Source organism: Acidimicrobiales bacterium (genome assembly GCA_016794585.1).
In the GTDB taxonomy this organism is placed as follows: Bacteria; Actinomycetota; Acidimicrobiia; order Acidimicrobiales; family DATDAH01; genus JAEUJM01.
In genome coordinates this window covers 140,215-165,978 of sequence record JAEUJM010000015.1, presented here as the reverse complement: position 1 = coordinate 165,978, position 25,764 = coordinate 140,215, and the positions used below count along the sequence as shown (strand labels likewise).

The 25,764-nt window shown below is 72.9% G+C and carries 17 protein-coding genes; 9 read left to right on the top strand and 8 right to left on the bottom strand.

Annotated features, from left to right (window positions below):
- Positions 1 to 56 precede the first annotated feature (56 nt).
- A complete protein-coding gene (locus tag JNK12_08570; GenBank protein ID MBL8775970.1) occupies positions 57 to 1,586 on the bottom strand; it encodes an SGNH/GDSL hydrolase family protein in 1,530 nt (509 codons plus the stop codon).
- A gap of 111 nt (positions 1,587 to 1,697) precedes the next feature.
- Between JNK12_08570 and JNK12_08565 the strand changes: the two genes are divergently transcribed.
- Positions 1,698 to 2,477, top strand: a complete 780-nt coding sequence (locus tag JNK12_08565; protein ID MBL8775969.1) for a class I SAM-dependent methyltransferase — start codon at positions 1,698 to 1,700, stop codon at positions 2,475 to 2,477.
- A 36-nt stretch (positions 2,478 to 2,513) separates the two neighbouring features.
- Here JNK12_08565 and JNK12_08560 read toward each other — a convergent pair whose 3' ends face one another.
- The 4 genes from JNK12_08560 to JNK12_08545 form a co-directional block, all read right to left on the bottom strand.
- Positions 2,514 to 3,770 (bottom strand): hypothetical protein, encoded by a 1,257-nt coding sequence (locus JNK12_08560; protein MBL8775968.1) that lies wholly within the window; start codon positions 3,768 to 3,770, stop codon positions 2,514 to 2,516.
- 127 nt (positions 3,771 to 3,897) lie between these two features.
- Positions 3,898 to 4,380: a hypothetical protein gene (locus tag JNK12_08555; GenBank protein ID MBL8775967.1), complete on the bottom strand. Its 483-nt coding sequence runs from the start codon at positions 4,378 to 4,380 to the stop codon at positions 3,898 to 3,900.
- A 113-nt stretch (positions 4,381 to 4,493) separates the two neighbouring features.
- Positions 4,494 to 7,100 carry a helix-turn-helix domain-containing protein gene (locus JNK12_08550; protein ID MBL8775966.1) on the bottom strand — a complete coding sequence of 869 codons (2,607 nt, stop codon included), beginning with the start codon at positions 7,098 to 7,100 and terminating at the stop codon, positions 4,494 to 4,496.
- A 15-nt stretch (positions 7,101 to 7,115) separates the two neighbouring features.
- Positions 7,116 to 8,849 carry an NAD+ synthase gene (locus JNK12_08545; protein ID MBL8775965.1) on the bottom strand — a complete coding sequence of 578 codons (1,734 nt, stop codon included), beginning with the start codon at positions 8,847 to 8,849 and terminating at the stop codon, positions 7,116 to 7,118.
- A 124-nt stretch (positions 8,850 to 8,973) separates the two neighbouring features.
- On the opposite strand from JNK12_08545, the gene JNK12_08540 reads away from it, so the two are divergent.
- From JNK12_08540 to JNK12_08520, 5 genes are all read left to right on the top strand, one after another.
- Positions 8,974 to 11,658 carry a bifunctional [glutamine synthetase] adenylyltransferase/[glutamine synthetase]-adenylyl-L-tyrosine phosphorylase gene (locus JNK12_08540; protein MBL8775964.1) on the top strand — a complete coding sequence of 895 codons (2,685 nt, stop codon included), beginning with the start codon at positions 8,974 to 8,976 and terminating at the stop codon, positions 11,656 to 11,658.
- Positions 11,659 to 11,765: 107 nt separating this feature from the next.
- Entirely contained in the window at positions 11,766 to 13,205 is a 1,440-nt protein-coding gene (locus JNK12_08535) for a diguanylate cyclase (protein ID MBL8775963.1), read from the top strand.
- A gap of 45 nt (positions 13,206 to 13,250) precedes the next feature.
- On the top strand, positions 13,251 to 14,165 hold the full coding sequence (locus JNK12_08530) for a hemerythrin domain-containing protein (GenBank protein MBL8775962.1): 915 nt from the start codon (positions 13,251 to 13,253) through the stop codon (positions 14,163 to 14,165).
- Positions 14,166 to 14,348: 183 nt separating this feature from the next.
- Positions 14,349 to 17,009, top strand: a complete 2,661-nt coding sequence (locus JNK12_08525) for an FG-GAP repeat protein (protein MBL8775961.1) — start codon at positions 14,349 to 14,351, stop codon at positions 17,007 to 17,009.
- The gene (locus tag JNK12_08520; protein MBL8775960.1) at positions 17,006 to 18,712 is read left to right on the top strand and encodes a hypothetical protein; all 1,707 of its coding nucleotides are present in this window, start codon (positions 17,006 to 17,008) and stop codon (positions 18,710 to 18,712) included. The genes JNK12_08525 and JNK12_08520 overlap by 4 nt, the downstream gene beginning before the upstream one ends.
- Before the next feature lie 102 nt (positions 18,713 to 18,814).
- Here the strand turns inward: JNK12_08520 and JNK12_08515 are convergent, their stop codons facing one another.
- The 3 genes from JNK12_08515 to JNK12_08505 form a co-directional block, all read right to left on the bottom strand.
- Positions 18,815 to 20,992, bottom strand: a complete 2,178-nt coding sequence (locus JNK12_08515; GenBank protein MBL8775959.1) for a glutamine synthetase III — start codon at positions 20,990 to 20,992, stop codon at positions 18,815 to 18,817.
- 167 nt (positions 20,993 to 21,159) lie between these two features.
- The gene (locus JNK12_08510; GenBank protein ID MBL8775958.1) at positions 21,160 to 21,579 is read right to left on the bottom strand and encodes a hypothetical protein; all 420 of its coding nucleotides are present in this window, start codon (positions 21,577 to 21,579) and stop codon (positions 21,160 to 21,162) included.
- Positions 21,580 to 21,624: 45 nt separating this feature from the next.
- Positions 21,625 to 22,107, bottom strand: coding sequence for a nitroreductase family deazaflavin-dependent oxidoreductase (locus tag JNK12_08505; protein MBL8775957.1), 483 nt, complete (start codon positions 22,105 to 22,107; stop codon positions 21,625 to 21,627).
- A gap of 110 nt (positions 22,108 to 22,217) precedes the next feature.
- Between JNK12_08505 and JNK12_08500 the strand changes: the two genes are divergently transcribed.
- The 3 genes from JNK12_08500 to JNK12_08490 all read left to right on the top strand — a co-directional run bounded on the left by JNK12_08500 (position 22,218) and on the right by JNK12_08490 (position 25,723).
- Complete coding sequence (locus tag JNK12_08500) at positions 22,218 to 22,907, top strand: TetR/AcrR family transcriptional regulator (GenBank protein ID MBL8775956.1); 690 nt, start codon at positions 22,218 to 22,220, stop codon at positions 22,905 to 22,907.
- 123 nt (positions 22,908 to 23,030) lie between these two features.
- The gene (locus tag JNK12_08495; protein ID MBL8775955.1) at positions 23,031 to 23,939 is read left to right on the top strand and encodes an LLM class flavin-dependent oxidoreductase; all 909 of its coding nucleotides are present in this window, start codon (positions 23,031 to 23,033) and stop codon (positions 23,937 to 23,939) included.
- A 113-nt stretch (positions 23,940 to 24,052) separates the two neighbouring features.
- Positions 24,053 to 25,723 carry an AAA family ATPase gene (locus JNK12_08490; GenBank protein ID MBL8775954.1) on the top strand — a complete coding sequence of 557 codons (1,671 nt, stop codon included), beginning with the start codon at positions 24,053 to 24,055 and terminating at the stop codon, positions 25,721 to 25,723.
- Positions 25,724 to 25,764: the final 41 nt, after the last annotated feature.

Below are 25,764 nucleotides of genomic sequence, written 5' to 3'. Positions count from 1 at the left end.
ACCCGGATCGGCCCGGACACGACGCCGTCCACCGCTTCCCCGAGCGACCGCGCAGCTCATGACGGGCACTCGACGGGCGCCTCGGGTGAGCCGGGGACCGGCCCGCCCGCCGGCGGCTCGGGGTGGGAGACGAGGTAGCACGAGACGAGCTGTGCCAAGGCCTGCTGACCGCTGCGGCTCGGATGGAAGGATCCGTCGCCCCCGATGGGCTTGACCGAGTTGGTGAACTGGCCGGCGTCGCCGCACGGCTCGTGACCGTCCCAGAGCTCGACCGGCGAGAGGAACTCGAGTCCCGCGGACACGGCCCTGCGGTGGATGAGGTCGTTGAACCGGTCCGTGTGGGCCCGCACCGCCTCGCGCTCGTCTTCGCCGACGCGGCGCAGCACGCTGACGCAGTCGTTCGGCACGGATCCCGCCGAGCCGCCCGGAAACAGGTACGGGTACCCGATGACGACGATCCGGGCTCGCGGGTACTCGGCGCGGAGACGCCGGAACAGCACTCGGTGCGCCCGCGAGACACGGTCCATCGTCTCGGTGATCCAGGAACCCAGCGGCTGCGGCTCGGGATAGCGGATGAAGCGGCCGCCGCCGGTGATGCCGTGGCCGAACGTGTCCTGCATGCAGTGCGAGTGGATGATGCAGAAGGTCACCATCTCGGCGAACTGCATGTCGTTGCCGCCGATGGTCACGGTGACGAGGCCGGCCTCCGGGTGGACCTCGCCGTCCGCCTGCGGCGCCACGAAGGTCTCGGCATCGGCCCCCGGCTGGGTGTGGCCGCGGTGGAGATCGGCGATGACCGCCCCCGAACAGGCGGTGAACACCTGCGGCGGCTGCGGCTCGGCGAAGCGCAGCAACCGGGGATAGCCCCGGGAGGAGCGGTGGCACCGGTTGGACCCGTCGGCGGCGACCTTGGCCGTCCAGCGGTCGAACGGCGGCAGGCCCTCGCCGGCCGAGTAGGAGTCCCCGAACGCGAAGTACACCCCGTCGATGCCCTCGATCACCGGGATCTCGGCCTCGAAGCGGTCGAGGCGCTCGTTGCGCCACACCGCCCCGCCGGCGAAGAACAGGGCGGCGGCGAGCACGCCGACGCCGATGCCTCCGGTCAGCGGGACGAGGGCGTCCCACCGACCGGGCGTCGCGGGACCGCCGGCGTCGACCCGCCACACCCACCGGATCAGGTAACCGGCCTCGAAGCCGGCGCCCAGCACCAGCCCGAGGGCGACCCCCCATCGGTACGCCGAGGCCTGGCCCCCGGTGAGCTCGGCGAGGATCCGACCGTCCAACTCGTGCACGCCCAACGACGCGAGGCCGGCCACGGCGACCACCGCGACGGCCACGACACGGCGCCACGGCGTCACCACCCGCCAGAGCCCGAGCTCGAACCCCCAACGGACGAGGAGCGCGGCCAGCGTGGCGTGGACCAGCGCACCGAGGGCCACCCCCGCCCACACGACCGAGGCGCTGGCTTCGAAGGGCGCCACGGCGAACGCGATGGCGAAGACCAGTGCGACACCCATCACCCAACCGGCGCCCAGCACGACGGCCGATCGGGCCTGGGGTGACAGCCGGAACCGCTGCCTGTCCATGGCGAGACCTCCCCCCGTCGGCTCGGCCCGGAGCGTACCCCGCGTCCCCGCGACGCTCCCGGGGAGCGGGACGAGCAGGACGAGCAGGACGGAGCAGGTAGACACGGGCCCGTGGAACCACCGGTCGGTCGCGACGAGGACACCACCGCCCGCAACCGGGACGTGTGGGCGGCCGTGAACGCCGACGTCACCGACCCGGGGGCGGCGGCGCTGTGGGCGCACGACTCGATCAGCTGGGGCCTGTTCCGCATCCCCGAGGCGACGCTCGGGCTCCTCGGCGACCTGGAGGGGCTCACCATCGCCGAGTTGGGCTGCGGCACCGCCTACCTCTCGGCGTGGCTGGCGCGTGCCGGAGCCCACCCCGTCGCGGTCGACCTGAGCCGCCACCAGTTGGCGACCGCCGCCCGGTGCCAGCGCGACCATCGCCTGGTCTTCCCCCTGGTCGAGGCGGACGCCGCCGTCGTGCCCCTACGCAGCGGGGCCTTCGACCTGGTCATCAGCGAGTACGGCGCCGCCCCCTGGTGTGCGCCCTCCGCCTGGGTGGGCGAAGCGGCCCGGCTGCTGCGCCCCGGTGGCCGCCTGGTCTTCCTCACCAACAGCGTGCTCGCCGCGCTCTGCGTCCCCGAGGACGAGGGCTACGCCACGGACCGGCTCCAGCGACCGCAGCGGGCGCTGTCCCCCGTCACCTGGCCCGGCGGCGGCACCGAGCACCACCCGGGCCACGGCGAGTGGATCCGCGTGCTCGTCGCCGCCGGCCTCGTGGTCGACGCCCTCCACGAGCTCCACCCACCCGCCGGCGCCGCCACCCACGCGGAGTACGAGATCGTCACCGCCGAGTGGGCCGACCAGTGGCCCGCCGAGGACCTCTGGGTTGCCCACAAGCCGGCGTGAGCCGGCGGACCGGACGAGATCTGACCGGCTCGGCGCTCAGACGTTGACCGAGATGGTCCGGAGGCTCTGTGTGCCCGTGCCCGACTCCGATCGGACGCGCGTGCTCCCCACCCAGACCTCGAGGAACCACGAGGCCGGCCCGTCGCCGCACTGCTGGAACTCGTGGACCTTGTACTGATAGGTCCCGTCGACGGGTTGGTCGCCGGACGTCCACACGATGTTCTCGAGCCCCCCGTTTCCACTGCACTGGACATCGACGTCCAGCTGGCCGCCGGTGGGTGACGACGGGTTCTGGTACCAGATGCGGTTCCCACCCGTCTCGGTCACCCAGAGGTCCATGTCGACCTGGGTCGTCCAGCGCAGCACGAACCGCAGCAACCCCTCGGCGGCGACGGCCTCGCACTCGGTCGGGGTGGGATCGGCCCCCGAACCCGGGTCGCAGACGTCCTGGGTGCCCGCCCCGCCGTGGAGCGGATCGATGCCCGTTCCACCGGTGAGGGTGTCGTCGCCCGCCTCGCCGTAGATCGTGTCGTTTCCGTTCCCGCCGTTGAGGGTGTCGGCCCCGGTACCCCCGCCGCCCCAGATGACGTCGTTGCCGCCGCTGCCCGACACGGTGTCGTTGCCCACCTCGCCGTAGAGGTTCTCGTCCCCCGAGCCACCGACGAGGACGTCGTCGTCGTCGCCGCCCCACACGTTGTTGCGCCCGCCCCCGCCGCTGACGAAGTCGTCGCCCTGGTCCCCGGCGACCTGTGAGTCGTCGCCGGCACCCCCGAGGACCGAGTCGTTGCCGGCATCGCCGTCCATGAAGTCGGCACCGCCGTTGCCGTACATCTCGTCGGCGCCGGAGCCCCCGAAGATGCGGTCTTCCACGTCCCCGCCGTGGATCTCGTCCGCGCCGGCGCCACCGTCGAACTGGTTGAAGCCGAGGTCACCGGTCAGGTCGTCGGCGCCACCCTCACCGACGATCGAGTCGTCGCCGTAGTCCCCGTCGATGGTGTCGGGACCGGCGCCGCCCAGGAGCCAGTCCGAACCGCTCCCCCCGAGGATCGCGTCGGCGCCACCCCCGCCGCACACGATGTCCCAACCGCCTCGGGCGTCGATCACGTCCGGCCCGGCGCTCCCCCAGATGACGTCCCTCCCCGACGTGCCCACGATGAAGCCCGACCCCCGGATGGTGGGAGCATCGGCGGGACACGCCGGGCTCGGCGGCGTGGCCGCCTCCGCCGGCGGGGGTGAGGCCGCGACGGCCGCCATCCCGATCGCGATCGCGGCTACGACGTTGCGGATCCTCATGATCGCCCTCCGTCCCCTGGGGTGCCTCAACGCTACGACAACGCCCGGGGCCGTGCTCGGGTGGGGCGACGACGAGCACCACCGCGGGCCGTCGCCCCGAGGACCGAGGAAGCGGGTACCGGTCCCGTCAGCAGACCGTGACGAGGTTCCAGACCCGGTCGCCAATGGTGCCCGCGAGGCTCTGGGTCTGGACGTTGATGGTCGTACCCGACGTCCGCAGGAAGTGCGCCACCGAGGCGGGGCCCGACTCCGCGGTGACCGTGACCGCGCACGAGCTCACGTCCGAGCTGAAGGTGACGTTGTAGAAACCGTCGGCCTGGCGGGTCACGGTGACGCCCTGGCCGGCCTGGATCGTCCCGTCGCCGAGCACGTAGGCGAAGATCCGGGGCGACCGACCGAGGGACCCGAAGCTGTGGTCGGTGGTCTCGATGCTCTTGTCGAAGATGTCCGCGCCGGTGACCGACTCGTCCCGGAGGTCGACGCTCCGCACGCCGCCGTCCTTGAGGTCGCTCGACTTCACCTGGCCGTCCACGATGTCGGTGCTGCGCACGCTGTTGGCGGCGTAGGCCGAGCCGCTCAGGGCAACCACCAGGGCCAGAGTGCTCGCCACGGCCGCATACCTTCCACTGCTGAACGCTCGTCTGATCATGCGACCCATGGGACCGCACCGATCCGCCGGGGTATTGAGTGCTCACCACTCAATTCACGGAGCGCCACGGCCACTCAGGTGGGTTCGGACGCCGCCCCGGGAGGGTCGAGCACGCCGGCGAGCTCGTCGCGCCCGCCGATGCCCAGCTTGGCGAAGGCCCGGTAGAGGTGGTTCTCGACCGTGCGGTACGAGAGCCCGAGCTCCTCGGCGATGCGGCGGTTGCTCCAGCCCGACCGGGCCAGGCGGGCGGCCTCGAGCTCCCGGTCGGAGAGGCCGCGGACCGCGGCGCTGTCCAGCAGCGGCGTCCGGGCCTCGGGACAGGACACGAGCAGGTCCGCCGCTCGGGTGGCGTCGCCCGCCGCGGCCCGAGCATCGCCGGCGGTCTCGGCGACCGCCGACGCACGAACGAAGCACTCCGCCGCAGCGAGCAGGGCGCCCCGTCCGGCGAGGCCCTCGCCCGCCACCCGGAGTGCCTCGTCGTCCGAGGCGGCGAGCGCCGCCACCGCGGAGAGGCGCAGCCGCGTCAGGGCGCCCTCCCCGCGAGAGGCAGCTGCAGCCCGCTGGGCGTCGTCCTGGAGCCCCAACCGGGCCAGGTCGTGCGCGACCTGACCCAGTAGGGCCCACGAGCCGTGCTCGGCGGCGCGGGTCACCGCGGCGCCGGCGGCCGCCCTCGCCCGGTCCGGCGCGCCGGATCGCACCAGGAGCCAGGCCCGGGCCACCTCGGCCAAGGGCTCGAAGAGGGCGAACCCGTCACCGGGCCACGTGTCGAGTCGCGCCAGGGCGCCGGCCGCCCCGTCGTCGTCGCCCCTTGCGAGGTTCGCCAAGGCCTGTCCGGTGACGCACCAACGGGCGAGGCCGGGGAGGCCGCAATCCCGGAACGCGACCTCGGCGGCGCCGAAGCCCTCCGTGGCGGTCGTCAGCCGACCGCGTCCGAGGTCCACGAACGCCGCGAGCATCGCCGCCCAACCCTGTCCCTCGACGTTGCCGGGGCCGGCGCCGGCGGCGACGAGCTCGGCGACGGCCGCGGCGTCGTCGAAGCGGCCGTCCAGGGTGAGGGCGACGAGGCCGGCGATGACGTGGAAGTCACCCGGCGGGCGGGGATCGTCGGTCGCGGCGACCTCGGCCCGGGCGGCCTCGGCGATCGCGAGCGCGTCGTCGCCGTGATCGGCCAGCGCCGCCCCGAGGGCTTCGACCATCGTCGCGACCGAACGCACCTCGGGGTGCTCGTGGGCCGTCAGCACCTCCGCCCGGGCCCGGGCCTCGGCCACACGACCGTCGAGCAGGTCGAACATCGCGTTCTGTGCGACGAGCAGATCGCGTCCTGCCCCCGGCGGATGCGCGCCCGGGTCGGCCAGCGCGCGGGCCGCCACCGTGTCGTTCGACCACCACCAGCGCTCCTCGGCAGCGCGCTTCGCCACCCACGCCCGGTCCCAGTCGTCGGTCACCACGCTCGCGGCGCGTTCCAGCAACGCCATGGCCTGCTCGTGCTCACCGAGGCGGTCGAGGTTCCACGACGCCACCACGGCGGTGTGCGCGTCCGGGGCCAGGGCGTACGCCGCGACCGCGAGCTCGGCCCCCCGCTCGACGCGGCCGGCGGCCACGGCCTGCTGTGCACACCGGGTCGCCTGGGCAGGGTCGACCGGTCGGCCGGCACGCACCGCCCACAGCAGCCGCAGCTCCTCGCCCGCCTCGTCGCCGGCGCCGGCCGGTGGAGGGTCGAGCTCGGCAAGCCTGGACGCGGCGGCGCGACGACCGAGCACCCCCATGCGTCCGTCGAGCCAGGCCTCCACCAGCGGCGAGGCCACCCGGACCCAGGCGCCTGCGGTGGCGCTGGCCGGCACCTCCAACAGCCCGTCGGCCTCCATCGCGGCCAAGAGCGCGATGCCTGCGAGCTGCTCTGCGACCGTCACCGGCAACTGCTCGGCGACGTGGAGCACCTCCAGCACGGACCGCCCGGCGGCCCCGTGCGGTGCCACGCGGGCGTCCACGTGCCGGGCCAGGCGGCGTCCGAGCGGCGGGAGCCCTGGGATCCGGCAGACCCCGTCCGCGTCCACCAGCGCCCCTTCGTCCGAAGCAGCCCGCACGAGGTCCGCGAGGAAGCCGGGGAGGCCCTCGCTGAGACGAGTGAGGTGGAGCGCCGACCGACGGTCCAGCGGTGGGTCGACCCACCCCGCCAGGAGATCGAGGAGCACGTCCTCCGGCAACGGCCCGAGGCGGAGCGTCTCGGCGTCGGGACCGCCGAAGTAGCCGTCGAGCACGCCGAGCGCACCGCTCGGCGACGCCGTCACCCCCACCAGCGAGGCTCGACCGGCCTCGCCGATCTGGCGCAGGATCGCGGCGCTGGAGGGGTCGAGCGCACCCGGCTCGTCGACGACCACGATGGCGTCCCCGGGCAGGGCCCGATCGACGGCCGCCCACGCCTCGTCGAGGCCCGCGGCACCGATGAGCGGTCGAAGGTCGAGCAGCGGAGCGGACCCGGAGGTGCCGCGCACCGTGCGGAGCCTCGTCGGCCCGAGGCGGCGTCCGGCCTCGACCACCAGGCGGTGGCGCCCTGTGCCCGAGTGCCCGACCACCAGCACCGGGCGTCCGGCCCGGACCGCCCGGACAAGGGCGATCAGCTCGGCGTCCCGTCCGAGGAACCGCCCAGCAGTCGTCCCCGCCACCGCCACGGTCGCCGTCACGCGTCGTGCGGGGTCTCAGCCCTGGTAGCGGTTGGTGATGGGGAGGCGCCGGTCCTTGCCGAAGGCCTTGCGGGTGACCCGTGGACCGGGGGGTGACTGGCGCCGCTTGTACTCTGCCCGGTCGACGAGGCGGGACACCTTGGCCACCAGCGCGGGGTCGAAGCCCTCGGCGATCAGTTCCGCAGCGGTGCGGTCCTGCTCGACGTAGGCCTCGAGCAAGGGCACCAGCACCTCGTAGGGCGGGAGGCTCTGGTCGTCGCGCTGGTCCGGGCGCAGCTCCGCCGACGGTGGCTTCGTCAGCACGTTCTCGGGGATCACCGCACCGGGCGAGCCGTCGAAGCGGCCCTGCTCGTTGCGCCACCGGCACAGCTCGTAGACGAGGAGCTTGGGCACGTCCTTGATGACCGAGTAGCCGCCCACGGTGTCGCCGTAGAGGGTGGCGTAGCCGACCGCCGCCTCGCTCTTGTTGCTGGTGGACAGCACCAACCACCCGAACTTGTTGGACAGGGCCATCAGCACCGTGCCCCGGATGCGGGACTGGAGGTTCTCCTCGGTGAGGTCGGGCGCGAGGCCGTCGAAGGACTCGGCCAGCATCGCCTCGAAGCCCTTGTGGGCGTCCTCGATGGGGATCGTGCGGTGCTCGATGCCCAGCGCCTCGGCGAGACCGACCGCATCGCTCACCGAGTGGTCGCTGGAGAAGCGGGACGGCATGAGCACCCCGTGCACCCGGTCGCGCCCGAGGGCGTCGGCGGCGATCGCGGCGACCAGGGAGGAGTCCACACCGCCCGAGAGGCCGATGACGACGTCGCCGAAGCCGTTCTTGGTGACGTAGTCGTGGGTGCCGAGGACGAGCGCGCGGTACACCTCCTCGACGTGGCCCGCCGGCTCGTCGGGTGCGGGCGCCCGACGGGGCGACGCGGGCGGGCCGGCCGGGGCCGGGGTGACCGGGACGACCGCCAACGGCTCCGTGCCCGTGCGGGTGGCGAGGTCGAGGTCCACGACCCGCACCTCCTCGACGAACTGCGGTGCCCTCGTGACCATCGCGCCGGCGCCGTCGAACACCAGCGATCCGCCGTCGAAGATCAGCTCGTCCTGGCCGCCCACCTGGTTCACGTAGACGATGGGGCAGTCGGCACCGGCCGAGCGCCCGGTCAGCATGGTCTCGCGCTCGGCGAGTCGGCCCCGGTAGTAGGGCGAACCGTTCAGGTTGGCGATCACCTCGGCGCCGCCGGCGGCGAGGCGTGGGATGGGGCCGGTGGCACTCCATGCGTCCTCGCACACGGTGACGCCGACCTTGGCCCCGGCGACCTCGTAGAGCACCAAGGTGTCGTCGCCCGGAGCGAAGTAGCGCTCCTCGTCGAACACCGCGTAGTTGGGCAGCAGTCGCTTGCGGTAGACGCCCCTGACCTCGCCGCCGGCGCACACCGCCACGGCGTTGTAGAGCGGCCGCTCGCCCGGCTCGTCGGGCCGATCCTGCTCGGCCACCTGGTCCACGAAGCCCACCAGCGCGACGCAGTCACCCGTCTCGGCGGCGACGCGGTCGAGGGCGGCCCGGTTGTCGGCCACGAACCCCGGCTTGAGCAGCAGGTCCTCCGGCGGGTATCCGGTGATCACCAGCTCGCCGTACACCGCGAGGTGGCAGCCTTCGGCCTCGGCCTGCGCCAAGGCGTCGAGCACCTTGGCGGCGTTGCCCTCGAGGTCGCCGACCACCGGGTTGAGCTGGCACAGCGCCACACGCAGCGTCGTCACACCCGTCAGCCTATGGGCCGACCCGCTGCCGGCTCCGAGCCCGCCGGAGCGGAAGCCGCCGCGTTCGGAATCCGGCGTCCCGTCGCGTCCACCTCCGTCGATCGCAACGGGCAGACTCGTCGGCGTGACCGGGGGCCCCGAGCGCCACTTCGAGGAGGCGGTGGAGGCGAGCCCCGTCCCCGACCTCGCCCGGGCCGGGCTCGCCCGCACCCTCGAGGCCCACCCCGAGGCGACGGACCGCCTCGCCGCCGACCCGGACCTGGTGCGAGCACTCCTGGCGGTGACGTCGGCCAGTCGGTCGCTGACCCGCCACGTCGAGACCGACGCGGCCGCCCTCGACGTGCTGGCCGCGCTCGACGAGCCCGTGCCCATCTCGGCCGAGAGCCCTGAGCGCCTCGTCGCGAGCAAGCGCCTCGAGTACCTGCGCATCGCCGCTCGCGACCTCATCAGGATCGACGCCCTCGAGGCCACGGGCGCCGCCCTCGCGGCATTGGGTCGTGACGTGCTCGCCGCGTCCTGCACCCTGGCCGAGGCCGAGCACCTCGCCGTGATCGGCATGGGCAAGCTCGGCGGCGACGAGCTGAACTACGCCAGCGACATCGACGTGATGTTCGTGGGCGAGGCCGAGCACAGCGCGATGGTCAAGGCCGCCCGCAACGTGCTCGACCACGCCCGGCGCTGCTTCCGGGTCGACGCGAACCTCCGCCCCGAGGGTCGAGACGGCCCGCTGGCCCGCACGGTGTCCTCCTACGAGGCGTACTGGGACAAGTGGGCCCAGCCGTGGGAGTTCCAGGCTCTCCTCAAGGCCCGGCCCGTGGCCGGCGACGCCGAGCTCGGCGCCGCGTACCACGCGGCCGCCACCGAACGACTGTGGTCCCGCCACTTCAGCGCCGACGATCTGCGATCGGTGCGGGCCATGAAGGAGCGGGCCGAGAGCGAGATCGCGAAGAAGGGCCTGTCCGAGCGAGAGGTGAAACGGGGCCGAGGCGGCATCCGGGACATCGAGTTCTCGGTGCAGCTGCTCCAGTTGGTGCACGGGCGCCTCGACCCGGAACTGCGGTCACCCACCACCCTCGTCGCCCTCGGGGAGATGGCGGACGCCGGCTACGTGGACCAGGGGGACGCCGACGGCTTCGCCGCCGCCTACCGCTTCCTGCGGGAGGTCGAGCACCGCCTCCAGCTCGTGGACGAGCAGCAGGTGCACGCCGTGCCCACGGGCGACGAGGAGCGCAGCCGCCTCGCCCGCAACCTCGGCTACCGCAGCACCGTCGAGGAGAGCGACCTCGCCCAGCTCGACCGCGACCTCGCCACCCATCAGGCGACCGCCCGCTCCATCCACGAGCGGGTGTACTTCCGGCCGCTGCTCGAGGCCTTCGCCGAGGCCGCCAGCGCCCTCACCGACGAGGCCATCGAGGCCCGCCTCGCCGCGTTCGGCTTCACCGACGCCGCTCGCACCCGCCAGGCCGTCAGCGAGCTGACCCGGGGACTGACCCGCTCGTCGCGCCTCATGCAACAGGTCCTGCCGCTGCTGCTCGACTGGCTCTCCGCCTCGCCCGACCCGGACGTGGGGCTCCTCGGGTTGCGCAACCTCGCCTCTGACTCCGCCCGCACGGGCCGTCTCGCCGCCACCTTCCGCGAGTCGCCCGAGGTGGCCCAGCGGCTCTGCCAGGTGCTCGGCACGAGCCGGCTGCTCGGCGAGGTCCTCGGTAGGGAGCCCGACCTGGTCTCCCGTCTCGCCGACCCGACTGCGCTCCGCACCCGACCGCGTGACGAGCTCGTGGAGAGCGCCACCAAGTCCCTGGAGTGGCGGGCGGACGCCGACGAACGCCAGCAGGCGCTGCGCCGGTGGCGGCGTCGCCACCTCCTCGGGGTCGGCGCCCGCGACGTCATGGACGTCGACGATGTACGCACCGTCGGCCGTGACCTGACCGCCATCGCCGAGGCCACGCTCGAGGCCGCGCTCCGCTCGCTGCACCCGACCGTCCCCTTCGCCGTCCTCGCCCTGGGCCGCTTCGGCGGCGGCGAGCTCTCGTACGCCAGCGACCTCGACGTGGCCTTCGTCTTCGACGGTTCCAGCAGCGCCGCCATCGAGGAGGCCGACCGACTGGCCACCCGGCTCATGAAGTTCCTCAAGGGCCACACGCCCGCGGCCCGCATCTACGACGTCGACGCCGATCTGCGCCCCGAGGGCAAGCAGGGCCCGCTCGCCCGGAGCCTCAACGGGTACACCGCCTACTTCGAGCACTGGCTCCAGACGTGGGAACGCCAGGCCTGGACGCGGGCCCGCTTCGTGGCCGGCGACGAGCACCTCGGCCGCACGCTGATCCGTCTCGTCGACCCCTACGTGTGGGACGGCGGCCTGGATGCCGAAGGGGTGCGCGCCGTCCGCCGGATGAAAGCGCGCGTGGAGCAGGAGCGCATCCCGCCGAACGAGGACCCGAAGTTCCACCTCAAGCTCGGACGCGGCTCGCTGTCCGACGTCGAGTGGACCGCGCAGCTGCTCCAGCTCCAGCACGGCCTGCACTCGCCCGGCACCATGGCGGCGCTCGACACGCTGGCGGCGAGGGACATCCTCTCCCCCGACGATGCCGACGTGCTGCGCGAGGCCTACGCCTTCTGCGAGCGCACCCGCAACCGGTGGTTCCTCGTCCACGGCCAGCCCGGCGACGCGCTCCCCCAACAGGCCGACCGCCTGGCGGTGCTCGCCCGGTCCCTCGACGCGACGGGCGCCGATCTCCGCAACGAGTACCGGCGGGTCACCCGCAAGAGCCGCGCGGTGGTCGAACGGGTCTTCTACGGCCGCGGCTGACGCCCTCGACGAGGGCCCCCGGCCGAGTCACCTGGCGACCTGAATCGTTCGGCCCATCGTCGCCCCGGGCGTTCACGGCCCTTGACCGGCGGTCGATAGTGGAGGCAATGCGCTCCGTGCCCGAGCTCCGGCAGATGCTGGACGACGCACCCGACCTGGTGACGTGCGCCCAGCAGTGCTGCGACCACCTCGTCGCTGCCGGCTACGAGCTGCCGAGCCTGTACCTCCGCCGGTCGGGCCGGCTGCGCCGCTTCGCCTCCAACGGCTACTGGCAGGTGCTCGACGGCTTTCCCGAGGCGAGCGGCGTGATCGCGGCCACCGTGCGCACCGGTCGCCCGCACCTGATCGAGGTGGCCACCAGCGCGGAGTACCTCGAGGCGGCACCCAACATCGTGGCCGAGGCCTGCGTGCCCATCCGCCTTGGTGGCGAGGTCGTCGGCGCCCTCAACGTCGAGTCCGGGACGCCCTTCACCGGCGACGTGCTCGGCGATCTCCAGACCGCGGCCGAGCACTTCGCCCGGCGGGTCGAGGAGCTCGGTGGCCTTCCCGCCGCCTCCGGCTGGGTGTTGCTCGCCGACAACGCCGCCCGCATCGCCCGCGCCGAGCACAAGGCGGAGGTGATCGAGACCGCGCTCGAGGTGGCCACCGAGCTCTCGGGCTCGCCGTCGGGGCTCGTCGCGCTGCGCAACACCGGCGAGCTGGTCGTGACCCGATCGGTGGGGCCGCTGGGCGACTCGTTGCAGTTCCTCGGCGCAGGGAGCCTCGCCGAGATCGCCGCCTGGGTCGACGGTCCCCTCTCCTGCTACACGGTCGGCGAGCCGGACGGCCGCGGCTTCACCGGCGACGACTCGCTGCGCGTGGCCGGCATCAACTCGTTGATCGTCGTCTCCCTCGCCGCGTCGGACGAGCGCCTCGGGTTCCTCCTGGTCGCCGACGAACGCGCCACCCTGCCCGAGCCCGAGCTCGTCGAGCAGCTGGAGCTGCTGGCCACCCTGGTGGCCGGCGCGCTCGTGCGGACCCGGTACATGGACGAGCTCCTCTCCCTGAGCCGCCAGGACCCGCTGACGGGGCTCGGGCACCAGCGGGCCTTCCAAGACCGGCTCGACCAGCTCGCGCACGGAGGCTTCGCGGGCAGCGCCCTGCTGTCGGTGGACGTCGACCACTTCAAGGCCGTCAACGACGCCGGTGGCCACCAAGCCGGCGACCGCGTCCTCCGCGAGCTCGCCGGTGCCATGGCGAAGGAGCTGCGCGGCCGCGACGACCTGTTCCGGGTCGGCGGGGACGAGTTCGCCGCCGTGCTCGTCGGCATCAGCGACGGCCAGCAGGCCGTCGAGGTGGCCGAGCGCATCCGCGGTGCCGCCCACCGGGCCGGGTCGTCGGTGTCGATCGGCATCGCGATCTCGCTGGGCGAGGACCTCGACTGCGACGAGCTGTTCCGGCGGGCCGACGACGCGTTGTACCGGGCCAAGCGCAGCGGTCGGGACACCTCGGTGCTGTGGGAGCCGCCCCTGCCCAGCAGCCGAGGCTCCCACCTGTCCCGCCACTGACCCTCCCGGTTCTGGCCCCCGAGACGTCGGGTAGGGCCGTGGACCATGGATGCCATCACCCTGTTGAAGGACGACCACAAGACCGTCGAGAAGCTGTTCAAGCGATTCGAGAAGGCCGGTGACGGTGCCTACAAGGAGAAGGCCAACGTCGCGGACAAGATCCGCGAGGAGCTCTCCCGGCACGCAGCCATCGAGGAGCAGCTCTTCTACCCGGTCATCCGGGCCACCGTCGACGACGTCGAGGACCTCACCCTCGAGAGCCTCGAGGAGCACCACATCGTCAAGTGGGTGCTGTCCGAGCTCGACGACATGGACCCGAAGGACGAGCGCTTCACCGCCAAGATGACGGTCCTCATCGAGAACGTCCGTCACCACGTCGAGGAGGAGGAGGACGACCTCTTCCCCAAGGTGCGCGATGCGCTCGGTCGCAAGGACCTGGGCGCGCTCGGCGACGCCATGCAGCGGGCACGCCGCATCGCCCCGACCCACCCGCACCCGCGCAGCCCGGACACCCCGCCGGGCAACATCGCCGTGGGGGCGGCGGCGGCCGTCGCCGACCGCGTCGGTGACGGGGTGAGGGACGCGGCGCAGGGCGCCGTGTCGACCGCGCAGGACGTGATCGGTCGCATCCTCGGCGGGCGCAACGGCTCGTCCCGCAACGCATCGCCGGTGAAGGCCACCAAGCGGACCGGGTCGAAGGCGGCGACGAAGAGCCGCAAGGCCACGAGCAGCGCCAAGAAGGCAGCAGGTTCGACGGCGAAGCGGGCGGGCGGAACCGCCAAGAAGGCGACGACTGCGACCAAGCGCGCCGGCGGCAGCGCCAAGAAGGCCGCCACGTCCACCTCCAAGCGGGCCGGGAGCACCGCCAAGAAGACCGCCGGGACGGCACGGACCACCGCGCGAAAGACGGCGGCCACCGCCAAGACGACCGCGAAGCGCAGCGCCGCCGCCCGCCGCTGACCGTCCGCCGAGGTCGACCGCCCCGCTCCGGCGAGGGCCGCCCAGCGCCCACCGGGATCCTCCCGGTGGGCGTTTCTCGTCCCGGTCGACCCGGTGCCCACTCCGCGCCCCGCTTGCCGATCTCCGCGCCTGTGCTAATTGTTAGGTATGCCTAATTTCAAGAGTTTGCTTCACCTTCTACCGATGGCCGTGCTGGTCTCGGTTGCGGTCACCGCCCTGGGGATCGGGCACGCAGGCGCCTCCGAGCCCTCGGCAACGGTCCGATGGTTCGGGGACACGTCGAGCGCGACGGGCGCCGCCTTGGCCCAAGGCGCGTGCGACGTCGACGCCGACGGGTACGACGACGCCGTGGTCGGCGCCTGGTTCTGGGACAAGGCGCCGAACAACAACGTGGGCGCCGCCTACGTCCTGTTCGGGGGCCCGCAGGTCGCCGGCGGCGACCTGAACGACCCGGTCGCGGCCGGTGCGGCGCGCATCGACGGTCCCAGCACCGCCAACGCCTTCGTGGGCTTCTCGGTCGCCTGCCTCGGCGACGTGAACGGCGACGACATCGACGATCTCGCCATCAGCTACTACGTGCAGGAGCGGGTGTTCGTGGTCCTCGGAGCCGAGGAGTTCGGCGACGTCGACCTCGCCAACCTCGGCGAGCGCGGCTTCCAGGTGCTCGGCGACCCCACCGACGCGCTCGACTACAACGTCGGGTTCTCGATGGCCCCGGTCGGCGACCACGACGACGACGGCCTGGCCGACTTCGCCGTCGCCGGCGTCGTGGCCGACACCCAGGGCCGCACCAACAACGGACGGGTGTGGATCGTCGCGGGCAAGGACGACGTCGCTGACGTCGACCTGATCGCTCCGGACGAAGGCGACGTGCTCTCCGTCATCGACGGGCGCGGGAACGAGGACCGCCTCGGGTCGGTCGCACCGGCGGGCGACGTGAACGGCGACGGGGTGGACGATCTCGTGGTCGGCGCCTACACGGCCACACCGTGGGGCGCGGGGGTGGCGGTCCCCGGGGCCGCGTGGGTGGTCTGGGGTGGCGGGGACGGCACGGTCGATCTGGCGAACGTCGGCGAGGAGGGCTTCGCCGTCCACGGGCCGCAACGTGGGCGCGATCGTCTCGGCATCTCCGTGGCCGGCGCGGGCGACGTCAACGGCGACGGCCTCGACGACGTGATCATCGGCGGCGACGGGGTGTACAACGCCGCGACCGGCCCGCGCACCGGCAGCGCGTGGGTGGTCTTCGGCGCCGACTCGAACGCCACCGTCTACACCGCGACCGCACCGGACGCGACCGCTGCCGTCTTCACGTGCGCGCCCGACGCAGGCGCCGGCACCTGCGCCCCGGACGAGACCGCCGCCAGGGGCTACTGGATCGTGGGGGCGGACTCGGACCCCGGCAACGGGACCGAGGGCACCGGCTACTCGCTGTCGGGGATCGGCGACGTCAATGCGGACGGCACCCCCGACTTCGCCATCGGCGCCTACGGCTACGACCCGGTCAACCCTGCCAACCCGGCGGCAACCATGAGCGGCGCCGGCGCGGTCTGGATCGTGCACGGCAAGGCCACGACCGCCACCCAGGACCTCGCCGCCCTGACCCCCGACGACGGCTACCGAATCGACGGCCTCGCCGCCGGTGACCGCTTCGGACGCCAGGTCGCGGGCCTCGGCGACCTCGACGGCAACGGCGTCGCCGACTTCGCCGGCGCCGGCGACTTCGCCCAGCGGCCCCTTCCCCCCGGCACGCCACGCAGCCAGGCCGGCGAGGTCGCCGTCGCGCTGCTCGGCCCGTTGGCCACGGACACCGCCCTCACCACCGACGCCGCCGACGACACCGTGGCGCTCGACGGCAGCGTCGTGCTGACCGCGACGGTGACCCGGGCGGCTGGCGGCGCCGGGCCCGTCGGTGTGGGCACGGTGACGTTCGCCGTCGACGGGTCCACCGTGGCCGGGTGCGTCGACGTCCCGGTCGTGACCGACGACGGCACCGCCACCTGCCCAGGAGCGACCTTCGCCGCTCGGGGCACCCACACCGTGTCCGCCGCCTACACAGGCGACGAGTCGCACGCCGACAGCGCGAGCGACCCCTTCGAGCTCCTCGTCACCGAGCCCTCCACGACGACGCTCGAGGCCTCGGCGCTGCACGTCGGCATCGGCGAGGAGATCACCGCGACCGCCACCGTCGTCGGGTCCATCTCGAACGCCCCGGCCGACGCCGGCAGCGTCTCCTTCTCGGTGGAGGGGATCGAGGTGCCGGCGTGTGCCGCCGCGGCGGTGGCAACGACGGGTGAGGCCTCGTGCACCCTGAGCGCCGACGTCGATCCCGGCACCTACACGGCCACCGCGTCGTACACCGGCACCGACGGTCTCGAGTCGTCGGACGCCGCTCCCATCGAGCTCGTCGTCAGCCGACGGTGCTCGGGCCTGCTCGCCACCGTCGACCTCGGCCAGCAGCAGTCGCCCACCACGGGTGACGACGTGGTCGTGGGCACCTCGGCTGCAGACGACCTCGACACCCTCGGCGGCGCCGACCTCGTGTGCGCGCTGGTGCTCGCGGACACCGTCAACGCCGGTGCCGGCAACGACACGGTCGTGGGCGATCGCGGCGCGGACGAGCTCTACGGCGGCCAGGGGGACGACACCCTCGGCGGCGGCCGTGGCAACGACGAGCTGTACGGAGGAGCAGGCGACGACCTGCTCCGTGGCGGTGAGCTCGGCGATCTCATCGTCGGCGGCAAGGGGGCCGACACCATCCGGTGCGGCGGCGGCTACGACGTCGTGATCGCCGACCGGTTCGACTCGGTCGCGGCCGACTGCGAGCTCGTGCGGGGTGAGCGATGAGCCGCCGCCGACCGCTCGGCGCTCTGGCCGCTCTCGCCCTCACCGCGGTCGCGCTCGCTTCGGCGAGCGGGGCCGGCGCCGGCCCGGTGGCGACCACCGGCGACGACACCGTCCGGCTCACCGCGGGGCCCGATCAGTTCCGGGCACGTGCTGGGAACGACTCGGTCTTCGGCCTCGGTGGCGGCGACCAGCTGTGGGGCGACCAGGGCGACGACCGCCTGAACGGCGGGCCCGGCGACGACGACCTGCGCGGCGGCAAGGGGGACGACGACCTCCGGGGCGGGCAGGGCACCGATCACCTGGTCGGCGGCGCCGGCGAGGATGCGCTGCGCGGCGGCGCGGGCGACGACGTCCTCGACGCCCGCGACGGCAGGGTCGACACTGCGGTGGTCGGTGGCGCCGGCCACGACACCTGCCTCGTCGACCCCGAGGAGGTCGCGGTCACCGACTGCGAGGACCTCGACGGCGCCTTCCCCGAGGCACCCGCCTCGGATGCCCTCGCCAACCGCGTGTGGCAGCCCACGCCCTACGACACGTGCCCGAGGGCCCTGCACGACAGCTTCACCGTCGTGGGTCCGGACGGCCGCCGCTACCCCACCTGGCACCCGCCCACGGCCGTGGACCCGGCCACCGGTGCCACCTGCACGTTCGGCCACGAGCACGGGGCCGACCCCCGCACCTCCGACCTGTTCGAGTGGGTGGCGGCCCACCAGGCGGCGCCGGGTTACGAAGAGGAGGCGGGGGTCGCGTTCGGGACGGCGAACGAGGCGCTCACGGAGTACGCCGCCGCCCACCCGGGGACGCTCACCCGCTATGAGGACCACGTCGGCCACAAGGTGGACGTGGCCAACGACGTGACCCTGCTCGACGACCGGGGCCGCTATGTGGAGGTGCCCGGACCCGACGGCGAGCCGGTCCGGGTGGTGTGCGACTACCTGACGAAGGTGCACCAGGGCAGCCACTCCGCGGACGCCACGGCCAACAACGTGCACGAGGTGCTGTACGCCGCCCGCTGCAACGACGGCACCGAGGTGATCTCGGTCACGATGGCCCGCTTCGGCGCCGCCAACGAGTTCAACCGCTCCTGTGCGACGGGCACCACGGTCGCCACGAGCGGCGCGGCGGCCTACCCGTCGGGCACCGGGGCGCGCCAACTCCCCGACCGCGGTTGCGTCGAGCAGTTCGTGCTCGTGCCGCCGACGGCAGGAAGCGACATCTGGGCGCTGTACGAGAACTGGCCCCTGGAGGTCACCCTCACCGCCGAGGGCGGCGCGCCACTCGCCCGGTTCGACCCGTGGTGGGCCGTGCGCAACCCGAGCCGGTACCCGTGGCCCGGCCAGGCGGTGGGCCGACCGGTGGACGCCGCCTGGGAGACCGACCCCGCGGACAGCGGCACGGCCAACCGCCAGCCGTGGACGTCGGTGACGGCCATCGGTCCCTTCGAGTACCGGGACCCCCGGTCGCCGTTCGACGGCGCGCAGCGCGACTTCTACCTCCAGGACACCGAGGTGACCAATGCCAGCGGGCCCACCCGCTGGTACACCGACCCGTACGGCGAGAACGGCCGCACCACGCCGGCGCCCGGGTACGTCTGCCAGCTCGTCAGCCCCACCGACAACTCGGCCTACCCCGAGCTCAAGCGGCGTCTGTTCGGCCGCTCGGTGGACTACGGCGCCGGCAACGGGGTCCACGCCCCGAACTGAGCACACGGGCGCGACGGCGCCTCGCACGCGAGCCGGCACCGGCCCTCTCCGCCGAGGCGGGGAGGATCCGGTGCCGGCGAGCGCAATCCGTGCGGCTGGCCCCTACAGGACGAAGAGCATCTCCTGGTAGGTGGGCAGGGGCCACAGGTCGTCGGCCACGATGTGCTCGAGGCCGTCGGCGGCGTCACGCACCGCCGCCATGGCGGGCAGCAGCGTTTCGCAGGCGTACCGCGCCTCGGCCAACGTGTCCTCGGCACCGTGGGCGCCGGCGATGCCAGACTCGAGGCCGGCGATGCCGCTCTGGAGGTCGGCCACGAGCCCTGACACCTCGTCGAGCAGGCTGGAGTCGAATTCCACGCCGACGGCCTTGAGGTTGGCGCCCTGACCGGCGAGCTCACCCTGGTACCGGAGACCGGCGGGCAGGACGAGCGTCTTGGCCATCTCGAGGGTCTGCTTGGCCTCGACGGCCAGGCTCAGCACGTACTGCTCGAGGTACACCTCGTAGCGGCTGGCCAGCTCCCGCTCGTTGAGCACGCCGTACTTGGCGAAGAGCTCCTTCACCTCGGGCGTGTCGAACTGCGGCAGCGCGTCGACCGTGGTGCGCAGGTTCAGCAGACCGCGGGCCTCGGCCTCGACCTGCCACTCCTCGCCGTAGCCGTCGCCGTTGAAGATCACGTTGCCGTGGTCGGCGATGATGCCCTGCAGCAGCGTCTGCACCGCGGCGTTGAAGTCGGTGCCCGACTCGACCGCCGACTCGAGCTCGGTGGCGATGAAGTCGAGCGACTCGGCGATGGACGTGTTGAGCGCGATGAGCGGGCCGGCGATGGACTGCGACGAGCCCGGCGCCCGGAACTCGAAGCGGTTGCCCGTGAACGCGAACGGGCTGGTCCGGTTGCGGTCGCCCGGATCGCTGGGCAGGTCCGGGATGGTGTCCACGCCGACGATGAGCGTGCCCTTCTCCTTCGACTGGGTGGCACCGCCCTTGGCGATCTGGTCGAACACGTCCATGAGCTGGTCGCCCAGGAAGATCGAGATGATGGCCGGCGGGGCCTCGTTCGCACCGAGTCGGTGGTCGTTGCGGGACGACGCCACCACGGCGCGGAGCAGGCCGCCGTAGCGGTGCACGGCCCGGATGACCGCGGCGCAGAACACCAGGAACTGGGCGTTCTCGTGGGGGGTGTGGCCCGGATCGAGCAGGTTGCCCTCGGTGGTGCTGCCGAGCGAGAAGTTGACGTGCTTGCCCGACCCGTTCACGCCGGCGAAGGGCTTCTCGTGCAGCAGGCACTCCATGCCGTACTTCTCGGCCACCCGACGCAGCGTGACCATCAGGAGCTGCTGGTGGTCGGTGGCCAGGTTGGCCTTCTCGAACACCGGGGCGATCTCGAACTGGCCGGGGGCGACCTCGTTGTGGCGGGTCTTGGCCGGGATGCCCAGCTTCCACAGCTCGGCCTCGGTCTCGAGCATGAAGCCGAGCACCCGCTCGGGGATGGCCCCGAAGTAGTGGTCGTCGAACTCCTGACCCTTCGGCGAGGGCGCCCCGAAGAGCGTCCGGCCGGCCGACACGAGGTCGGGGCGGCTGAAGTAGAAGCTACGGTCGATCAGGAAGTACTCCTGCTCGGCGCCGGCGAAGCTGGACACGGCGCCCGGCTCCTCGTGGCCGAAGAGCCGCAGCACCCGCTGGGCCTGCTTGGCGAGGGCCTGCTGCGAGCGCAGGATCGGGGTCTTCTTGTCGAGCGCCTCACCCGTCCACGAGATGAACACCGTGGGGATGCACAGCGTCGAACCGTTGGCCGTCTCCATGACGTAGGCGGGGCTGGTGACGTCCCACCCGGTGTAGCCGCGGGCCTCGAAGGTCTGACGCAGGCCGCCGTTGGGGAAGCTGGAGGCGTCCGGCTCGCCCTGCACGAGCGTCTTGCCCGCGAACTCGGCGATCGAGGCGCCCGTGCCGTCGGGCTCGAGGAAGCTGTCGTGCTTCTCGGCGGTGAGCCCCGTGAGCGGGTAGAAGACGTGGGCGTAGTGGGTGGCGCCCTTCTCGGTGGCCCAGTCCTTCATGGCGGTGGCCACGACGTCGGCGACCGCCGGGTCGAGGCGCTCGGCGTGCTCGATCGTCGCCATGACCGACTTGTAGACCGCCTTGGGAAGGCGGGCCTTCATCACCGCGGCGGAGAAGACGTTCTTGCCGAAGATCTCGCCCGGGGCACCGATGTCGAGTGCCGTCGGGGGGGCCTTGTACTGAATGACCGAATCGATCGCTCGTCGGCGGGCAGCGGCGTCGCTCATCAAGGTGCTCCTGTTCAAAAGGGGAGGTGGGTCGCGAGCAGCGACCGGCCGACCCTACGGGTGCCGTGTTTCCGGCATGTTTCCCTGGTGCCTTTTCTGGGGTTTCTGACGCGATCTTGACATCCACCCCGACGCGCCCCGCCGCCGCCGGTCGGGACGGTGTCGGCTCAGCGCCGACGGTGGGCCATCCGGCGTCCGGCGACCAGGAACGCCACCCCGATGGCCGCGTAGAGCGGTTGGAAGAACGAGAACGACTGGAGGAAGAGCAGCTGGACGACGATCCAGCCGATCAAGAGGGCGCCGAGCGCCGACGTGGCCAGTGGCGTTCGTGCATCGCCTCGCCACGCGAGCACGGCGAGCGCCGTCGAGGGGATGGCCACGATGGCCGCGAGCGCGAGGCCCGCCAGCACGAGGCTGTCGAAGGGGAGGCGCTGGTTCAGCTCGTCGCCGAAGGACAGTCCGCCGCCGACCAGCCCCACCACCCCGAACCAGGCCGACAGGGCGTTGAGGCCGGCGAAGGCGGCGAGCAGGCGGTGGCGGGCCACGACGGCGACCGGCCGGGACGCAGGGTCGAGGTGTGTGGTCACGATTCGATCATCCGAACCGGTCGACCCCGGCGCCAGGGCCGGAGGTCATCGCAGCTCGAAGACCGGGAACCCGGAGGCGATGGCGGCGAGGTCCTCGTCGGCGCTGTCCTTGTCGACACCGTCGAAGAACTGCCCGACCTCCCAGGCCCACTTGCGGAGGTAGGCCCGAAGCACGGGCAGCTTGTCGGCGTCGTCGACCTCGAGGGCGGCGAAGGCCTCGACCCGGCGACCGATGCGCAGCTCGCCCTCGCCGGCAGCCCGCAGGTTGCGCACCCACTCGGTGGTGCCGCGAGGCGCCACCAGGTAGCGGCGGCCGTCGAGCTCGAGCACGTTGACGACGTTCGTGCGCACCAGCCCGCTCCTGCGCCCGACGATGCGCAGCTCGCGAGAGCCCAGGAGGCTGATGCCGTGACGGGCGAGCCAGGCCACCGTCGGGTTCATGACCCGGAGGGTGAAACGGTCGGGGGCGAGGTAGCGGTCGGTGGCGCTGGTGGTCGTGGTGGTGGTGGTGGTCGTGGTGGTGTCCATGGGTCCTCCTCGGAATCGAGAGCACTGCTCTCTCTTTGCGGTATCGGCAGGTTCGCGTGGTCCCGCCGAAAAGTCAAGAGCACTGCTCTCGTTTTGGTACGGTGCTCTCCATGACGACGGCACGGGCCCGGGCACGGGCCGAGCTCACCCGGGAGATCAAGGAGTCGGCGCGGCGCCAGCTCGCCGAGGTCGGCGCCTCCGCGCTCTCGCTGCGGGCAGTGTCACGCGACCTCGGGATGGTGTCGTCGGCGCTCTACCGCTACTTCCCCAGCCGCGACGCCCTGCTCACGGCCCTCATCGTCGATGCCTTCGACGCCGTCGGTGTCGTGGCCGAGCAGGTCGAGGCCGACCTACCCGCCGCCGGCGGCTTCACCCGCCGCTGGGTCGCGCTCGGCACTGCGGTCCGGGGGTGGGCGGTCGATCAGCCGCACGACTACGCGCTGGTCTACGGCAGCCCCGTCCCGGGCTACGAGGCGCCCGCCGACACCGTGGACCCGGCCGCCCGGGTCAGCCTGGTGGCGCTCCGGTTGGTCGCCGACGGCGTGGCGGCCGGCGAGATCGATCCGACGCCGCCGGGCCCGATGCCGCGCTCGGTCCACGGCGAGATGGCGGCGCTGCGCGACGGCGTCGGCCTCGCCATCCCCGACGAGGTCCTCGCCCGCACGCTCCTGGCCTGGTCCGCGGTGCTCGGCGCCATCAGCTACGAGCTGTTCGGCCACCTCCACGGCATCGTGGCCGACCACCCCGCCTACTTCGACCACCAGCTCCACCGCACCGCCCGCCTCATCGCCGAACCCTGAGCCCGCCGCCACCGCCGCTCGTTCCGGGTACTCCCCCGTGTCGTGGAGAACACGGGCGAGTGCCCAAAAGCGGAGGCGTCGGGATCCTGCGCGTCGACGGCCGCCAGCTGCGAGCATCGCGCCATGCGCTTCTCGCTCTGGACGAACCTCAGCCAGCCGTGGGCCGATGCCGCGGACGTGGTGCGCCACGCCGAGGCCACGGGCTGGGACGGCGTCTACGTCGCCGACCACTTCATGGCCGACGCGGGCGGCCCCTACCCCCCGGACCTGCCCACCTTCGAGGCCACCGCCGCCCTGAGCGCGCTCGCCGCGATCACCGAGCGGGTGCGCCTGTCCGCCCTCGTGTTCGGGATCACCTACCGCCACCCGGCCGTGCTGGCGAAGTGGGCGGCCACGACCGACCACATCAGCGCCGGCCGCCTCCTGCTGGGCGTCGGCGCCGGCTGGCAGGAGAACGAGCACGAGCAGTACGGCATCCCCCTCGGTCGCCCGGGCGAGCGCATCGAGCGCTTCGAGGAGGCGTTGCGCATCCTCCGAGGCCTGCTCGACGAGGAGACCACGACCGTGGAGGGCGAGCACTACACGGTCCGCGAGGCGATCGCGTACCCCAAGCCCGTGCAACCCCGGCTGCCGATCCTCGTCGGCGGAAAGGGGCCCCGCATGCTCGGCGTGGTCGCCCGCCACGCGGACGAATGGAACATGTGGTCGCTGCCCCCGGAGCTCGCGGCCAAGCGGGCGGAGCTCGACCAGGCCTGCGAGGCCAACGGGCGCGATCCCGGCGACATCGCCACCTCCACCCAGGCCCTGTTCTTCGTCCTCGACAGCAACGACGACGCGGAGTCGTACATCCAGATGGTGTCGGGTCGGCCCTGCGTCGCCGGCACCCCCGAGCGCATCGCCGAGAGCGTGGCCGCCTGGCGCGACGCCGGCGTCGACGAGGTGATCGTCCCCGACTTCACCCTCGGCAGCGGCTCGGCACGAGCGGAGGCGCTCGATCGCGTCATCGAAGAGGTGGCGCCCGACTTCCGCTGAACGGCGCGGCGCCGCGGCCGGGACCGAAAACTCCCGGCAACGGTCGAGGACACGCGGGTAGGTTCTCCCGCCCTTTCGCCGACCGGCCGCTTCGGCGGCCAGGAGACCGCCGCATGTCGCCCGCCGGCGCGCCCGTCAGCCTGGATGTGGAGCGTGACGCGCTCCGGCGCGCCCGGCGTGCGGTGCAGGCCAAGCTCGCCACCTTCGAGGCCATCCGGGCCGAAGACAGCGGCGCCGACGCGTTGAGCGACGAGTACGTCGCCGCGGTCGTGCGCGGTGCCGTCGAGAAGCTCCAACAGGACCTCGTCGTGTTCGGGCGCATCGACGACGACCGGCCCTGGCGGGTGGGCCTCTACGGCATCGACGAGGGCGGCGACCAACTCGTCATGGACTGGCGGGCGCCCTTCGCCACCCGCTTCTACCAGGCGACCTTCGACGAGCCGCAGGGCCTCGATCGTCGCGTGAGCTACGTCGGGTGCATCGAGGACCTCTTCGTCGAGGAGTTCACCACCGGCCTCGTCGAGGGCTCGTCCCCGCTGCTGACCGAGCTCTCCCGGGAGCGGGGCACGACCATGCGCGCCGCCGTGGCCACCCTGCAGTCCGAGCAGGACGCGCTCGTGCGCCTCGACCCCCGCGAGCGGTTGGTGCTCCGGGGCGGGCCAGGCACCGGCAAGACCGTGGTGGGCCTGCACCGGGCGGCGTGGCTCGTCTACAACGACAACCGCATCGCCGCCGACCGCATCCTCGTCGTCGGCCCGAGTGACAAGTTCCTGCGCTTCGTGGCCACGGTCCTCCCCACCCTGGGCGAGGCCCGCGTCACCCAGACCACCTTCGACCGCCTGCTCGGGCCCTGCACGCCTGCGGGCAGCGACCCGAGATGGGTGGCGGTGCTCGACGAGCTCGAAGCGCACCTCCTGCTGCCACAGGAGGTGCGCGTCGGCCACCTGGGCGTGCCCGCGGCCGACGTCGAGGCGCTGGTCGCCCGCCTGCGCGACCGTCCGATCCCGTGGCGGGACAAGCGCAAGGTGTTCGTCGACAACCTCACCAACCGGCTCCAGCAGCGCCGCAAGACCGTCACACGGGCCGAGGTCAGCGCCGCCGCCGGCGAGGTGTGGCCGGCGGTGACGGCCAAGGCGGCCTGGGCCAGACTGCGCAGCCGAGCCACCCTCACCGAGCTCGGCGCGCCGGCCGACCTGGTCGACGCCTGGTTCGCCGACGGCCGGGAGGACGGGGCGCTCTACGACGAGGTGCGCGCCCGTTTCGAGGGGACCCCGCTGCGGTACGGCCACGTCATCGTCGACGAGGCGCAGGACCTCACCTTCTTCCAGTTGCGGGCGGTCCTGCGCCGCGGCGATGGCCTCACCCTCGTGGGCGACGACGCGCAACGCTCGACTCCGGCCGGGATCGGCCTGGCGGCTGCCGCGGCGGAGCTCGACACCTCGCTCGTCACCATGGACACCGCCTACCGGATGTCGGCCGAGATCGCCGACTGGCTGAACGCCCACGCCGACCGGGAGGAGATCGACGCCGTGCACCTCGTCGGCATCCGCCCCACCGACACCCCGGTCCGCGAGCTCGACCGGGCCGCCGGCGCCGACCCCGAGGCGCTCGCCGACGAGCTCGCCGGGCGCTGGCACAACGTGGCCGTGATCCGGGAACACGAGGTGTGGGAGCACAAGGGCGTGGAGTACGACGCCGTCGTGGTCGACACCGCCGGACTCTCCCCCGCCGAGGTCTACCTCGCCGCCAGCCGAGCCGCCCACGAGCTCGTCGTGATCCGCTGACCGCGCCCCCGAAGCTGCTCTCGCCCTTCCCTCCGGGCGAA